Source organism: Macrococcoides bohemicum, from assembly GCF_003259675.1.
GTDB lineage: Bacteria > Bacillota > Bacilli > Staphylococcales > Staphylococcaceae > Macrococcoides > Macrococcoides bohemicum.
In genome coordinates this window covers 79,728-93,915 of the sequence record NZ_PZJG01000003.1, presented here as the reverse complement: position 1 = coordinate 93,915, position 14,188 = coordinate 79,728, and the positions used below count along the sequence as shown (strand labels likewise).

Here is a 14,188-nt window from a genome sequence, read left to right as displayed (position 1 = left end):
TTTATTAATTTTTGTTCTGCTTCACCTTAATTTCAGGCATCTTCTCTTTTACAGTATTTGATGAATAAGGTGACTGACTCGTATGATTTCCGAGAAACATCATAAGTTTACGATATGTAAGTCGAGATTCTTTCAGCTCCATATGAAACTGGTATTGATGGCGTAATCCATGCGTCCCATCAAAAAATGAATAGGCATATGGTACATCGTTTGCTTTTAGTACTTTCACCAGTTCATGCGCCTGAGAATCAAATGGGTCAGCATCGCCAACTGTTAAAAAGGTCGGTGGATATCGCTTCGTAATATTTGCTGTCGTACTGAGCTGTTCAATCGGTTTGAATTGCTTCTCCCAATGCTTTTCACCGGTATAGCTCTCCATAAACAATTCTATACGTGGGAACTTTGTCGCACGCACTGTCTGCATATTATAAAGTCCTCCAAATAACACTACCGCTTTGAGTTGACTGGCTTTAAATACAGGTTTTTGCTGCATATCATGCATCAGTTTATTATTCGTATGCATCGCTGCAAACTGACTTGCAATTTGAGCACCAGCAGAATCCCCACCGATAATAATCTGAGTAAAATCAATCGGTAAATGATGATCATTTTTCTTTAAGAATTTTGCCGCTTCTAATTCCTGCAGAATAGGTGTTGGATATTGGTTTCCTGGTGCCAATGCATAATTGATATTCGCAACAATAAATCCCTTCTCTGCAATCTGTGCAAGATACGGATTTTTATGTCGTTTATCTCCTGCAATAAATCCACCACCATGTGTCCACATAATAAGCGGTAATTTATCACCCTTTTTAATATTTTTCGGCATAATGATATCCATCTGTGACAACGGGGCAACATCACTGTAAGTAACATTTTTTACCATCTTTACATTTGATGCTTCTATCGCTCGTTCATTTAGTAGAGCATTTTCTGATAATCTCGCATCATCATTGATATGCCATCCCATCATTACACTGATTCCCATCGTTATCAATGCAATTAAAATTATGTAAATTAAATATCTTTTCTTCAATACAACCGCCCTTTCTCACCGGTCATTATTATAGCATACCAATTATAATGATAAAAAAATAAAATGGGGAAATCCCCATTTTATCATTATGCAATATGATTTTTACCTTTTTTCTTTCGATCAAAGTACTTCTTTGCAATACCGATACATAAAATAATACCCACATAGCCTAATAATGGATAAGCAGTTTGTACTAATTTTGAAAATCCTACAAAACTTAATAAATATGATAATCCCATTAAACTAAATAGCATTATTTTATATTTTTTCGAATATGGTTCAGAAAATCTTGCGATAAATGAATACATTAATCCTGCAATGGTATTATATATTACCATCAACATAATAATACTTAAAGCAATTCCAAGAATTGGATGGATTGCTTTACCTAATATTAACGTTGGTATTGCAGAATTATTAATCTTATCTAATTCACTTAATAGTCCTGAGTTCACCATCAATAAAAGTACTAATAACGTAACCCCACCAATTGTTGCGCCTTTTCCTGCAACTTTCATACGACTAGCGTCTCCGCCTATCGCTGCAAGTATACTAAATCCACTTGCAAAAGCAAGACCTCCATAATTAAGTCCTGACCACCACCACAATGAACTTTCTGGTAAGAATGAAAGTTTAAATGGTTGTTTATCAGTATTAATATGATTTTGAATCTCTCCAAATGATATCGAGCCTTTAAAGAAATAATATACAGCAATTGTTGTTACTACAATTATTAAAAAAGGTGTAACCATACCTAATGCACCAATTATTTTACTAAAATCTAATAATAAAGTGATAATAATCGCTATTACCATAATTAGCGATCCTAACCATATAGGTAGACCAAAACTTTCATGTGCTGCACTACCTGCACCAGCAACCATGATTGTAGCTAAACCATATAAGAAAAATACTAAAAGATAGTCAATCACTTTTCCAAATTTTTTACCAAATAGGTATTGAATCGTTGATTCATGATTCTCTGCATCTAGACCATAACCTAACTTTACAGTTTGGCGTCCAAAGAAAGTGAGCATCAAGCCAGCGATTAATATGGCAAGGTAACTATATATACCATAGTTCGTAAAAAATGTTAAAACTTCTTGACCTGTAGAAAAACCTGCACCTACAATAACACCTACATACGCGAAGCCAATTTTTATTGCTTCTGTATTATTTTTACTCATCAAAACGCTCCCTTAATCTATTTAAAAACATGCCTGTAAAGACAGACATGTTTGGTTTACCCTGCTATTCTATTAATAAAACATTATTTTTGAGATTCTTCTGGAAGGCCGAACGTTTCGCCCTCAGGTGCAACCGATTTTGTAATGAATAAAGCAGTAATCAAACCGATAACTGTTAAGGCAATCGCAAACCAGTATGCATGATGCACACCCGTTGTTAACGCTTCATTAACTTGGGTCAATGTAGGGTTTGAAATACCTTCCAAAGCTTTCTTTTGACCATGCGTCATAATACTTACGAATATTGAAATACCCATTGCACCTGCAATTGGCTGAATCATATTACCGATAGCCGTACCATGTGGATATAATTTTCTCGGTAACTGGTTAATCGCATTCGTGTGACTCGGCATCATAATCATTGAAATACTCAACATCAATACCATATAGACCATGATGAAGACATAAATGCTGATACCAGGATGAATGGTTGAATAGAATAACATGACGAGTGCCAGAATAAACATTCCGGGAATAATCATCTTTCTTGGCCCAAGTTTATCAAAGATACGTCCCATAACAGGACTCATCGCACCATTTAATAATGCCCCGGGTAATAAAATCATTCCTGCAACTTTTGCACTAAATGCCATCGGTCCTTGTAAATACATCGGCATTACGATTTCTGACGCAAACATAGCCATTACTACAACTACGAAAATGAACATTCCACGTGCATAATTGGCATATTTAAATACAGAAAGATCAAGTAAAGGTTCCGTAAGTTTGCGTTGTCTTAGTGCGAACAATACCATCGCAATAATTCCGACAATAATAAAAGTAAGAATCATCGGGTTACCAAATCCACCTTTAGCTGTACTTACTGAACTGAAACCATAGATTATACCAGCCACACCGATAGTCGATAACACGACAGAAAAAATATCAATCTTAGGTTTCGTAACTTCTCCTACATTTTCAAGGTAACGCATTGCAAATACAATTGAGAAGATGACAAAAGGAACAACCGAGAAAAATAACCAGCGCCAGCCTAACGTATCAACGATGACGCCTGATAAAGTCGGGCCAATCGCTGGTGCGAACATCATCACAAGACCAAAATTCCCCATTACTTTACCACGCTCATGCGGTGGAAATAAATTCAGCATAGCGTTCATGATCGTTGGAATAAGTAATCCTGTACCTGCAGCTTGTATCATACGGCCAGCAAGAATCATTGGGAAGTTAACAGCAAAACCTGCAATCAATGTACCAATTAAAAATAAAGACATTAAACCGATAAACAACTGTCGTGTTGTAAACCATTGTATAAGCGATGCAGATAATGGCATCAGTACACCCATGACCAGCATAAATCCAGTAGCGAGCCACTGAACAGTAGGTGCATCTACATTGAATACACGCATTATTTCCGTTAATGCAATATTCAATAACGTTTCATTTAAGAACGTAAAGAATGCCCCAATTAAAAAAGTAATCATTATAATTGTTGATTTTTTCATGTTTCCTCCAAAAAAATAATGAGCTTTCGCTCACTAATCACCATATATTTGTCTATACATCTTACAACATTAAATTATATGAATCAATATCAAAACATCAGATAAGTACAAAATTACATTCTCACCACTAAATTTTACAAACTAAATAATCATTATACAATCAATAACTTTGTGAATCATTAAAATAATATTATAATGAAAATAACTTATATTAAGGGAGCGATTAAAATGGAATTAAACAAACAGGTTGTACACATGTTTTTAAAAGAAGCGCATGTAAGAGATTTTGAAGATATGTCACCAGAACCAACAACAATGCACCGATTAGATTATGTACAAAGTGATCAAGATCCAAATCTTTATGAATTTAAACTTACGTTTATGTTCGGACACTTTGGTACACAAGTTGACGGCGTTATCGAAGCTGCAATCCTAATCCAAAGTGAAGACGGCAGTGAAGTAGATGTTATTGCAGAAATCAAGAAGGAAGAAGGCATGTTTGCAATTCCTTTATATGCAAAAGCATCATCAATTATTACAAAATTATCTGAAGACCGCGGACAATTCCCGATTATCGTACCAATTGAATTATGGTTAGAATAATAGGCGTAAAATAAAACGTTCAGGCTCGAGCAGACTGGAGACAAACCATAAAAATCGCTCTTTGATTTTTTATGAGTTTGTTGAAGTATGCCTTGAGGTTGTTTTATTGTCGCCGTAAATAGGCGTAAAATAAAACGTTCAGCCTCGAGCAGACTGGAGACAAACCATAAAAATCGCTCTTTGATTGTTTATGAGTTTGTTGAAGTATGCCTCGAGGTTGTTTTATTGTCGCCGTAAATAGGCGTTAGACAAAGCAAAAACGTAATGACTTAAGTCATTACGCTTTCTTTGATATTTGATTAAAGTCAACGACTACTTTATCTAACTTCTTAGCAGTCTGTTTTAACATATTTCTTGCCACTTGATTTTTAGGATCAAGCTTTAATATTTGTTTCGCTGTATCAAATGCTTCTTTATCTGTAATTACAGGCTCTGGAACTGCGTATAAGAATAATAATTGTAATAAACTTTTCACTTCATTGCTATCGGTCATTTCAACAGAACGCATTGCATGATAATATGCACTGTTAAATGCGCCGTTTACTTCGCTTAAAGGATAAACTAATAACAAGAAAGCTAAATCGTGTAGTTCCACTGTTTCTGTATCTTTCATACATTCTAATATAAACGTATAATACATCACAGATTCACTATCATGACATGCACTTATAAATGCTTCTTCAAACATCATAAAGTCAGTTGATTGCATCAATGCTTTAGCAGATTCAAAATCTCCACTTAACACGTAATATTCTATTTTTTCCTGTAATTCTACGTGCATTTGATGCACCTCCTCATGATTGAATAGCCATGTTATTGTAACATAGATACGAGTAAATTCCTATTTTAAAAATTGATTGCAAAATGACATTATTTCAAATAGGTAATCTTGCGCCATATCCATTCGAGAGGGCCCTGTTTAAACTTTTTAAAATAAATATTTGTAAAAATCATCTGGAACAATACGATTGCAAGTGCAACTAGATATACGTGTGCAATTGATAATTGACCATATTGTCTAAATACATAAAATACGATGAACATTAATAAACTCTGCATAATATATAATGTAAAGCTCATTTTACCCATACGTTGAAATGGCTCAAATAATTTCTTTATTGCTGGATATTCGCATAGTAATGTGACCCATATAATATAGCTTATAGATAACAATACCCCGCCATAATAAATAAAATCATAAGAAGCCATTGCATTGATCTCATAAGCAATCATTAAATATTTCAAAGTAATGCCAACAAATGCAAAGACGATCGAAATCACGAACATCGTAACTTTATGTTCAGTAATTTCCTTCAGTAGATTCGCACGTTTCACATACATTCCTAACAATATAAAAGGCATAATCGTTAAGAAATAACTCAATGTTGTACCAGGATTTATGATTGCAAACCCCTGATAAAAGAAATCACTATTATATTGAATAATCTTGCTCAAGTTACCGCTCGACATCACTTTTATCCATTCATTTTGCGAAGTTTCAAAACTCACGAGTTCTTTACCGAAGAAATCCGGCTGCATAAATATCGCAAACATACTCGGTAATGCTCTCATCATATTCAATACAATTAATATTATTGCTGCGATGAGCGTAATACTATTTGGAAACAATAAAAATACTATTGCAACGAATCCAATGACAGCATATACATTTAAAATATCCCCATAAAATAAGAAGAAACCATGTAAAAGTCCAAATACGAGTAATGCAGCCATCCTTCTATACAACACTGGAATAAAGTTACCACCACGACCTTTAATATTCTCAGCCATTATCGCTAAACCGAAACCAAATAAAAATGCGAATATCGGATAAAATGAGTTATGAATAAAAATAATATTTAACTTATATAACCACTGATCAAGTGTTGAATTAAAATACACTAAAGGATCTGTATAAACTTCATTCATATGGAATCCTACGATATTCATAAATAATATCCCGATAATACTCATACCGCGAAGTATATCAATGCTATCGATACGTTTATTCATTTAACTTTTTCACAACTTCACTTTTTAAGTTTAACTGACCGAAGCCATCCACTTTACCGTCGATATCATGACCATTTTCCGGTTCGATAATACGGATGTTCTTAACTTTTGTACCTTTCTTAATCACTGATGAAGTCCCTTTAACCTTTAAATCTTTTATAATAGTAGCACTGTCACCGTCATTTAAAATATTTCCTACACTATCCTTAATAACCGCTTCCTCTTCAACTTCAGGATTAATCGACCATTCATGTGCACACATTGGGCATACATAATTTAAGCCATCCTCATATGTATATTCTGAACCACATTTCGGACAATTTGGTAAACTCATTATATTTCCTCCTATTAATTAACATATGGTATACCTTCTATAACCAATAATTCTATCTTCATATCTAAACCCCCGCTGAAACCAGTGAGCTTTCCACGCTTTCCGATTACACGATGACATGGTACTACAATCATAACAGGATTTGCACCGATCGCACCACCGACAGCACGAATCGCTTTTGGGTTATCGATCATTTCACTAATATCACTATAACTTCTTGATTCACCAAAAGGTATTTTTAAAAGTGCATCCCAGATTGATTTCTGGAAGTCAGTACCGTGTAAATCAAGCGGCCAGTTAAAGGTCTTTAACTTATCGCGAAAATATCTTTCAATATCTCTTATATATTCGCTATTCTTCTCATCAGCAGGGTAACCAGTAATACGTTCTGCATCAGAAATAAATCGCTTGATATGATGATCAACATATTCTGTCGTATCATCATTTGCAAAGAAGATAACACCTAAGTCGCTTGATGCTAATACGAAACCGCGTTCATTAATATCAAACTGACTAATATAAATATTCATATTACGCTCCTTTTAACGGTGAGTTCGAACCAAAAGCAGGACGCTCCATATCAACATGTGGAATTAAATCTACAAAATAAACGTCAGATACTGTATTAAACCCAAAACTACCGTAAAATCTTTCTAAATGTGCCTGACCTTGCAGGTGTAAATTTAAATAATGATGATGTGTATCAATATATTGTAACGCCTGATCCATCAATTCTTTAGCAAGACCCATACCACGGAAATCAGGATGCACGATAACACGACCAATATGCACCGTATCCGCTTCAGGAATAATACGCGCGTATGCAGCAATCACACCTTCTACTTCTTTATATATATGTACACAATTTAAATCCTTCTCATCGATTTCTTCATAATAGCACTGCTGCTCTACGATAAAAGTATCCACTCTAAGTTTATATATCTTGTAAATCTCCAAAGATTTAAGCTCTTCGAAAAATTTATAATGCCACATACACCTCAACCCCTTTATATGTTTATTTGATTGTATTATAAGGAAGGAAAATAATAAAGGTTAAATAGAAAAAGTCCGATAATTTGAGCATATCGGACTTGTTTTTTGAATTTATGCGATTATGGTGTGCGTCTTGTCCGATTTAAGTCAGATATCGGACTTGATTTTCTCCAATTTAAGACTTTGCGTTCTTATATAATAAAAAACCTATCCCATAAACGAAAAATACCAAGCATAAAACGATTGAACATGACATGACCGAAAACTTTTCTATCTCCATTGCAATAGCGTATAAAATAAATGCGCTTGGTACATAAAATAATAATATAGACAGCATTATCTAATTATATTGATTTGCAATTAATTCGTCCCTCTCATCAGTAATCTTAATGTCCAGCCCACCAGGGTTCTTCTTATACTGAATATAAAACATGACACCCCATCCAATTATAGCTCCTAAAAGTGACGGCCAATATTGTTCTATATTATATAATTGATCTGGTCTTTTGAAATAGTTGATGAACATCGTTGTAAGTACCAATATTACAAGATACAAAAGAAAATAATGAATCTGTTTACGAAGTGTGATACCTTTTTTCATTTTATTCCTCCTCCAGTTTAAATAGCGCATCAATTGGTACATCGAAGTACTGCATAAGCTTTAAAGCAAGTTCTAAACTTGGGTTATATTTATGGTTTTCTATTGCGTTAATCGTTTGGCGTGTAATATCTAGATCCTTGGCCATTTGAACCTGAGAAATATTACGTGACGTCCGATGTTCTTTAATATAATTGATAACGATGGTGATCACCTACTTAGATAATACTTATTTTACGAGTTAATTTTATGAAAAATAGTATATCCGATTGCGTAAATCATTAATAAAATCCACCATACAATCGAAAGTTGAAAAAAAGATATGCTTTCAATTTTAAATGGTAATGCTAACAACATAAATATACATGGTAAGTATAAAAATAGAAAAGGAAATACTAATGTATTATATTCCTTTGATAACATTTCATCTCGCTCATCCGTAACTTTAGTATTCAAGTTTCCCGGGTGTTTCTTTTTTGATATGAAGTAGACAATAATAGTTCCTGTTAATGCTCCTATAAACATTGGCATATAAGCATTTATATCATACAATTTTTCTGGATACATAAAATAATTAATATAATAATTACTCATTAATATTCCTAAACAAGCTATCAGTGAATTTCTAATTTGCTTTTTTCTCGTTAAATTTTTGGCAATCATAATAATCCCCCTTTGTTAAAAGTGTAAATATATCTTTACAGATAATATACAATAATTAACATCAAGTGTAAAGATATCTTTACACAAATTCCCCCCAAAAAAATATCCCTCACTAATATTCAAGTGAGAGATAATAGAAATTAATATTAAGTTCTAATTAGAATCTGTAATATCCATCAACTGATCCAGAGATGAATGATACTGAACGTTGGCCGATTCCTGCTGATGGGTTTAACGCATCAACCATTTGTCCGCCACCGATATAAACACCTACGTGACTGTAGTTGTTAAAGAATACTAAGTCACCTGGTTGCGGTGCTGATACTTGTGTACCAGCTGCTGCTTGAGCATAAGTTGTACGTGGAATTGATTTACCCATCGCTGCTAATACTTGTTGCGCAAATGATGAACAGTCAACTGCTGTTGCTGAGTTTGCCCCATATACATATGATTTTCCTGCTGCAATTGATAATGCTACTGAAGCTACATCATTATTTACAGCCACTGAAGTTGGTGCTTTTTGTACAACACGTGTACTTTCAGTTACTGCGTTATTAGAAATGTTTGAAGTTGTATTATTTGTGTTATAAGTATTATAAGTATTAAAAGTATTATTTGATGTTGAAGTTTGTGCAACTGATGCATGGTAAGTATTTGTTGGTGCTGAATATGTTGATGCTTGAACTGGTGCTGAATATGTTGATGCTTGAACTGGTGCTGAATATGTTGATGCTTGAACTGGTGCTGAATATGTTGATGTTGTATAGATATCAGTTCTTAGTTCTGCTGCTGCATCTGCTGAGTTTGTTGGTACTAATGTTGCTACTGTTGCTGCTGTCGTTAAAGTTAAGAAAGTTTTTTTCATAATGTTTAATTCCTCCAAGAATTGTTTATATATTAGTATAGTATTTAATTTAATTATTTCGCTTGCAATTTTGTCGAACTCGATATCGATACATAATTTCAAGTCGTCGTAATCACATGTCCAACTATAACATGGATAAACATGAAAAAGTGTGATGTAAATGTTTTGTTAACGAAGTGATATATTTTTTCAAACGCTGTAATATTAGTAATTTTGTCAGAAATCCCATACCTATAGTATAGAGAGAAGTTTTTTTAATATAGAATTTGTAAACATTATCCAAGAATATTACGAAACTTTAATTCAAAAAAGCGCACTGTAACATAGTTGTTACAGTGCGCTTTTATACTTTTTTAGTGGTATTACTTTTTTTACTATTCCAGATCATAATTATTTAGTGCAAAATTGATTATGTTTTATTATATTTACTGAAATACTTCCGAATAAATAACTGTCCCCTGAATCCCTTTTTCTTTAACTTCATCTGATGCTCGTACCAAAAATACATCATCAGGCACTTCAAATGGGGCTTTAATATTATATGTTGATGTTTTTACAAATCCAAATTTAGTGTAATAACTTGGATGACCTAATATAACAACTGGAACTGATAATTGGATCATTGACAAGGTATAATGCATTAACGCGGTACCTATCACTTGTTTTTGATAATCGGGATGCACAGATAATGGTGCCATCGCAAAACCATCATATCCATCTATTTTTATTTTTGAATACAAAATATGTCCTACAATCTTATTATCAATTGTTGCTACTAATGTTAATTCTGTAATATAACTATCTGATCGCATTAATTCTTCTACCAATGTATGTTCCTGATTATCTCTCGTCGGTTCATTTTCAAAGGCAAGTTCTGTTGTGCACATGATTTCTTTTAAATCTTGTAAAGTAGCCTGTCTAATATGCATATGATTACTTCTTATACTTTTTATTTAGTACAACTAATATAATAATCATTGAGAAGGGCATAATAAATTCATATTGTGGTGCTGTCATACGGGTAATACATGAAATGATTGCAAATATTATAAATGTATATCCCATATATAAATATAATTTTCTATAATTCTCTTTTTTGTATTTCGTATTTACATTTGCATTAGCGATTTGTTTACTGAGATAAATTAAATATCCCCCCATTGCTAACATTAATATGTACATTAAATAATTTAAAATCATTGTTAAATCTCCTTTCCTTCTATTATAATGCAATAATTTTATATAACAAAAAAAATACACCACATTACGTGATGTATTTTGTATATAAGTTATTAGAATCTGTAATATCCAGTAACTGTACCGTAAAAGTATTTAATTGAACGCTCACCAACACCAGCTCTTGGGTTTAAAGCATCTACCATACGTCCGTTACCAATATAAACACCTACGTGGCTTCCACCGTTGAAGTATACTAAATCACCAGGTCTCGGATTGTAAACACGTTTACCTGCTGCCATTTGTGCATAAGTTGTACGAGGGATTGATTTCCCCATAGCACGCATAACTTGTTGTGCAAATGCTGAACAATCTACTGCGTAACGATTGTTTGCTCCGTATACGTATACTCTGTTTGCTGCGATAGAACGTGCTACTGATGCTACATTATATGAATTATATTTTTTATGCTTTTTATTTTTTTTATATTTATAAGTTGTTGTCTTTTTAGTTGCTGCGTCTGCGTCATGCGTTGGTACAGATGTGAATACTAATGCTGATGTAACTGCTGCTAATAATAATTTTTTCATTATATATATTTCCTCCAGAATTTTCTTTTATAAGTTTGATTGTCTGTTCGTCTTCTTGAAATAATCATAACACCGAAAAATATCAAAATGTACGTTGTAATAAACTTGTTACAAAACTTATACGTTTTATGACACAATGTTACAAAATTGCTTTAGACGTTGTAACATTCGTAAAACATCGATATGACAAGCTTTAAAGACATTTGTGTATTGAAATTAAATCGTTTTTTGTGTTTAAATATTACAAAATTTAATATAAATAAGATGTTTAATTAGATTGATTTCAATATACAAACTGATTTTTTGCAATATTTAAATACTATCGTTTATAATTATGTAAGCACTATCATTAAAATAATTGTTAAATATAGGAGGAAAAAACATGAGTAACATATTAAAAGAACAATATGGTTTATTTATTAACGGAGAATTTGTTGATGCAGAAAACAATGAAACGTTAGAAGTTAAGAGTCCTGCAACAGGTGAAGTATTAGCGAAGATAGCAAAAGCAACTACAGGTGATGTAGATAAAGCTGTCAAAGCAGCTGGTGAAGCTTTTAAAACATGGAGATATTCAACAAATACAGAACGTGCTGCCTTATTAAATAAGATTGCAGATATTATTTATGAAAATAAAGATGATTTAGCAATGATTGAATCTATAAACTCAGGTAAAGCAATCCGTGAATCAGCTAATATTGATATTCCAATGGCTGCGGATCACTTCCGCTACTTTGCTGGCGTAATCATGGCTGATGAAGGAACGAGTAAAGACTTAGCTGAAAATACATTAAGTATTATTCGTCATGAACCTATCGGTGTCGTTGGGGCAGTAGTAGCATGGAACTTCCCGATGTTACTTGCATCCTGGAAGCTAGCACCTGCATTAGCTGCTGGTAACACTGTTGTTATTCAGCCTTCATCATCTACTCCACTTTCTTTATTACATTTAGCAGAGTTAATCAAAGATGTATTACCTAAAGGTGTATTAAACGTATTAAGTGGTAAAGGTTCAGAATCCGGAGATGCAATCTTCAATCATGAAGACGTTGCAAAAGTTTCATTTACAGGATCTACTGAAGTTGGATACGGTGTAGCGAAAGCTGCAGCTGAACGTTTAGTACCAGCAACTTTAGAGTTAGGTGGTAAATCAGCGAACATTATCTTTGATGACGCTAATATCGAACAAGCAATCGAAGGTGCACAATTAGGTATTTTATTTAACCAAGGTGAAGTATGTTCAGCTGGTTCAAGACTTTATGTTCAAGAAGGCATCTATGATGAATTTGTTGGTAAATTAAAAGAAGCTTTTGAGAAAATCAATGTAGGTGATCCATTAGATCCAAACAATCACTACGGTTCTCAAACTGGACAAGCTCAAATCGATAAAATCGAAGAATACATTGAAATTGCGAAACAAGAAGGATTAAACATTGTTACTGGTGGAGAACGCTTAATGGACAATGGACGCGATAAAGGATTCTTCTTCCCACCAACAATTATTGAATTCGATGACAACAAATCTCGTTTAGTGCAAGAAGAAATCTTTGGACCGGTCGTTGTTGTTTCTAAATTCAAAACACAAGAAGAAGTAATTGAGAAAGCTAATGATTCAATCTACGGTTTAGCTGGTGGTATCTTCACTTCTAACATTAACCGTGCGTTACAAGTAGCTAATCAAATGGATACAGGACGTATCTGGATTAACACTTACAACCAAATCCAGGCTGGATCACCATTTGGTGGTTACAAAAAATCAGGTATCGGTCGTGAAACGTATAAAGAAACTTTACGTCACTATCAACAAGTTAAAAACTTATACATCGATTATTCTGATGCAGCAAAAGGTATCTATAAATAAGAGCGTTTAAAATAAAATATCCCGCTACAAATTTGTAGCGGGACATTTTTTCGTTTTATTTAGTAGTAAAGATCAGTACCGCATAATAGTAATTACGTTGTTTGTTAAGGTCATATGCCACTTTCATTGCGATAGAACTTCTTTTGAATGTTTTACGCAACATATTTTCTTTATGATCATTAGTTTGTAACCATTGATTAAACATTAACTTTGCTAAATATTTTTCATCAGTAGAAGCTGTTTCAGTACTTTTAATGCTACGTTTCATAACATTCTCACCTTTAATGATCGGTTGAACAGATTTAGGAAACGCTGTTTTATAAAGTGTGGCATCTGGACGATAATGTGAGAATACTTTTGTTACTTCTTCTGCTCTTTTATTCGCACCAGTTTTAATCTTTTTATCGCTGATGTATTTAATAGGCGCAACACCATTTGCTTTTCTTTCTTTATTGATAAGTTTTAATAACTCAACATTTAAACGGTAGTTACTTAATTTATTACTCGTATTAAATTCAGAATTAGTTGCAGCATCTGCTGATTTTGGAGCAACGTAAGATACACCTGAGAAAAGTATTGCACTTGTAAGTGAAACTGATAATAATTTTTTCATTATAAATCTCCTCTTTTGATATGTATGACCGAATACATATAATATTTATGAGAATAATTTCACTTTAAATAGAACAAATGTACAATGATAATGAACATAATTTATTAATTTATAAAAAAATATCATACAATAT

General features: G+C 33.1%; 18 protein-coding genes. 2 read left to right on the top strand and 16 right to left on the bottom strand.

What is annotated here, in order from left to right:
• Positions 1 to 4: 4 nt before the first annotated feature.
• From BHX94_RS06740 to BHX94_RS06730, 3 genes are all read right to left on the bottom strand, one after another.
• Positions 5 to 988, bottom strand: coding sequence for an alpha/beta hydrolase (locus tag BHX94_RS06740; protein ID WP_111745571.1), 984 nt, complete (start codon positions 986 to 988; stop codon positions 5 to 7).
• Between the two features lie 134 nt (positions 989 to 1,122).
• Entirely contained in the window at positions 1,123 to 2,223 is a 1,101-nt protein-coding gene (locus tag BHX94_RS06735; RefSeq protein ID WP_111745436.1) for a YkvI family membrane protein, read from the bottom strand.
• An 83-nt stretch (positions 2,224 to 2,306) separates the two neighbouring features.
• On the bottom strand, positions 2,307 to 3,746 hold the full coding sequence (locus BHX94_RS06730; protein WP_111745435.1) for a DHA2 family efflux MFS transporter permease subunit: 1,440 nt from the start codon (positions 3,744 to 3,746) through the stop codon (positions 2,307 to 2,309).
• Between the two features lie 228 nt (positions 3,747 to 3,974).
• Between BHX94_RS06730 and BHX94_RS06725 the strand changes: the two genes are divergently transcribed.
• The gene (locus BHX94_RS06725) at positions 3,975 to 4,349 is read left to right on the top strand and encodes a hypothetical protein (protein ID WP_111745434.1); all 375 of its coding nucleotides are present in this window, start codon (positions 3,975 to 3,977) and stop codon (positions 4,347 to 4,349) included.
• Positions 4,350 to 4,626: 277 nt separating this feature from the next.
• On the opposite strand, the gene BHX94_RS06720 is transcribed toward BHX94_RS06725, so the two are convergent.
• The 12 genes from BHX94_RS06720 to BHX94_RS06665 all read right to left on the bottom strand — a co-directional run bounded on the left by BHX94_RS06720 (position 4,627) and on the right by BHX94_RS06665 (position 11,581).
• On the bottom strand, positions 4,627 to 5,130 hold the full coding sequence (locus BHX94_RS06720) for a hypothetical protein (RefSeq protein WP_096077215.1): 504 nt from the start codon (positions 5,128 to 5,130) through the stop codon (positions 4,627 to 4,629).
• Between the two features lie 89 nt (positions 5,131 to 5,219).
• Entirely contained in the window at positions 5,220 to 6,362 is a 1,143-nt protein-coding gene (locus BHX94_RS06715) for a DUF418 domain-containing protein (protein ID WP_096077216.1), read from the bottom strand.
• Entirely contained in the window at positions 6,355 to 6,696 is a 342-nt protein-coding gene (locus BHX94_RS06710) for a zinc ribbon domain-containing protein YjdM (RefSeq protein WP_275068268.1), read from the bottom strand. The genes BHX94_RS06715 and BHX94_RS06710 overlap by 8 nt, the downstream gene beginning before the upstream one ends.
• 14 nt (positions 6,697 to 6,710) lie before the next feature.
• The gene (locus tag BHX94_RS06705; RefSeq protein WP_111745432.1) at positions 6,711 to 7,226 is read right to left on the bottom strand and encodes a methylated-DNA--[protein]-cysteine S-methyltransferase; all 516 of its coding nucleotides are present in this window, start codon (positions 7,224 to 7,226) and stop codon (positions 6,711 to 6,713) included.
• A 1-nt stretch (position 7,227) separates the two neighbouring features.
• Complete coding sequence (locus BHX94_RS06700) at positions 7,228 to 7,689, bottom strand: GNAT family N-acetyltransferase (RefSeq protein ID WP_096077219.1); 462 nt, start codon at positions 7,687 to 7,689, stop codon at positions 7,228 to 7,230.
• Positions 7,690 to 8,029: 340 nt separating this feature from the next.
• Complete coding sequence (locus BHX94_RS06695; protein ID WP_111745431.1) at positions 8,030 to 8,290, bottom strand: hypothetical protein; 261 nt, start codon at positions 8,288 to 8,290, stop codon at positions 8,030 to 8,032.
• 1 nt (position 8,291) lies between these two features.
• Complete coding sequence (locus BHX94_RS06690) at positions 8,292 to 8,501, bottom strand: helix-turn-helix transcriptional regulator (protein ID WP_379875110.1); 210 nt, start codon at positions 8,499 to 8,501, stop codon at positions 8,292 to 8,294.
• A 20-nt stretch (positions 8,502 to 8,521) separates the two neighbouring features.
• Positions 8,522 to 8,950, bottom strand: coding sequence for a hypothetical protein (locus BHX94_RS06685; RefSeq protein WP_111745429.1), 429 nt, complete (start codon positions 8,948 to 8,950; stop codon positions 8,522 to 8,524).
• 157 nt (positions 8,951 to 9,107) lie between these two features.
• Entirely contained in the window at positions 9,108 to 9,815 is a 708-nt protein-coding gene (locus BHX94_RS12940; protein WP_199798144.1) for a C40 family peptidase, read from the bottom strand.
• Positions 9,816 to 10,240: 425 nt separating this feature from the next.
• Positions 10,241 to 10,744, bottom strand: coding sequence for a GNAT family N-acetyltransferase (locus BHX94_RS06675; RefSeq protein ID WP_111745428.1), 504 nt, complete (start codon positions 10,742 to 10,744; stop codon positions 10,241 to 10,243).
• Positions 10,745 to 10,748: 4 nt separating this feature from the next.
• Positions 10,749 to 11,015 (bottom strand): hypothetical protein, encoded by a 267-nt coding sequence (locus tag BHX94_RS06670; RefSeq protein WP_111745427.1) that lies wholly within the window; start codon positions 11,013 to 11,015, stop codon positions 10,749 to 10,751.
• 92 nt (positions 11,016 to 11,107) lie between these two features.
• A complete protein-coding gene (locus tag BHX94_RS06665; RefSeq protein ID WP_111745426.1) occupies positions 11,108 to 11,581 on the bottom strand; it encodes a C40 family peptidase in 474 nt (157 codons plus the stop codon).
• Positions 11,582 to 11,963: 382 nt separating this feature from the next.
• On the opposite strand from BHX94_RS06665, the gene BHX94_RS06660 reads away from it, so the two are divergent.
• Positions 11,964 to 13,442: an aldehyde dehydrogenase family protein gene (locus BHX94_RS06660; RefSeq protein ID WP_111745425.1), complete on the top strand. Its 1,479-nt coding sequence runs from the start codon at positions 11,964 to 11,966 to the stop codon at positions 13,440 to 13,442.
• A 55-nt stretch (positions 13,443 to 13,497) separates the two neighbouring features.
• On the opposite strand, the gene BHX94_RS06655 is transcribed toward BHX94_RS06660, so the two are convergent.
• Positions 13,498 to 14,055 carry a CAP domain-containing protein gene (locus tag BHX94_RS06655; protein ID WP_111745424.1) on the bottom strand — a complete coding sequence of 186 codons (558 nt, stop codon included), beginning with the start codon at positions 14,053 to 14,055 and terminating at the stop codon, positions 13,498 to 13,500.
• Positions 14,056 to 14,188 lie beyond the last annotated feature (133 nt).

What these genes read in the sequence shown, in the direction of transcription:
- BHX94_RS06720 (WP_096077215.1), bottom strand. Translation starts at nt 5,130, where the DNA reads ATGCACGTAGAATTACAGGAAAAAATAGAATATTACGTGTTAAGTGGA.
- BHX94_RS12940 (WP_199798144.1), bottom strand. Translation starts at nt 9,815, where the DNA reads ATGAAAAAAACTTTCTTAACTTTAACGACAGCAGCAACAGTAGCAACA.
- BHX94_RS06710 (WP_275068268.1), bottom strand. Translation starts at nt 6,696, where the DNA reads ATGAGTTTACCAAATTGTCCGAAATGTGGTTCAGAATATACATATGAG.
- BHX94_RS06695 (WP_111745431.1), bottom strand. Translation starts at nt 8,290, where the DNA reads ATGAAAAAAGGTATCACACTTCGTAAACAGATTCATTATTTTCTTTTG.
- BHX94_RS06725 (WP_111745434.1), top strand. Translation starts at nt 3,975, where the DNA reads ATGGAATTAAACAAACAGGTTGTACACATGTTTTTAAAAGAAGCGCAT.
- BHX94_RS06665 (WP_111745426.1), bottom strand. Translation starts at nt 11,581, where the DNA reads ATGAAAAAATTATTATTAGCAGCAGTTACATCAGCATTAGTATTCACA.
- BHX94_RS06715 (WP_096077216.1), bottom strand. Translation starts at nt 6,362, where the DNA reads ATGAATAAACGTATCGATAGCATTGATATACTTCGCGGTATGAGTATT.
- BHX94_RS06730 (WP_111745435.1), bottom strand. Translation starts at nt 3,746, where the DNA reads ATGAAAAAATCAACAATTATAATGATTACTTTTTTAATTGGGGCATTC.
- BHX94_RS06700 (WP_096077219.1), bottom strand. Translation starts at nt 7,689, where the DNA reads ATGTGGCATTATAAATTTTTCGAAGAGCTTAAATCTTTGGAGATTTAC.
- BHX94_RS06675 (WP_111745428.1), bottom strand. Translation starts at nt 10,744, where the DNA reads ATGCATATTAGACAGGCTACTTTACAAGATTTAAAAGAAATCATGTGC.
- BHX94_RS06670 (WP_111745427.1), bottom strand. Translation starts at nt 11,015, where the DNA reads ATGATTTTAAATTATTTAATGTACATATTAATGTTAGCAATGGGGGGA.
- BHX94_RS06740 (WP_111745571.1), bottom strand. Translation starts at nt 988, where the DNA reads ATGGGAATCAGTGTAATGATGGGATGGCATATCAATGATGATGCGAGA.
- BHX94_RS06735 (WP_111745436.1), bottom strand. Translation starts at nt 2,223, where the DNA reads ATGAGTAAAAATAATACAGAAGCAATAAAAATTGGCTTCGCGTATGTA.
- BHX94_RS06685 (WP_111745429.1), bottom strand. Translation starts at nt 8,950, where the DNA reads ATGATTGCCAAAAATTTAACGAGAAAAAAGCAAATTAGAAATTCACTG.
- BHX94_RS06705 (WP_111745432.1), bottom strand. Translation starts at nt 7,226, where the DNA reads ATGAATATTTATATTAGTCAGTTTGATATTAATGAACGCGGTTTCGTA.
- BHX94_RS06655 (WP_111745424.1), bottom strand. Translation starts at nt 14,055, where the DNA reads ATGAAAAAATTATTATCAGTTTCACTTACAAGTGCAATACTTTTCTCA.
- BHX94_RS06660 (WP_111745425.1), top strand. Translation starts at nt 11,964, where the DNA reads ATGAGTAACATATTAAAAGAACAATATGGTTTATTTATTAACGGAGAA.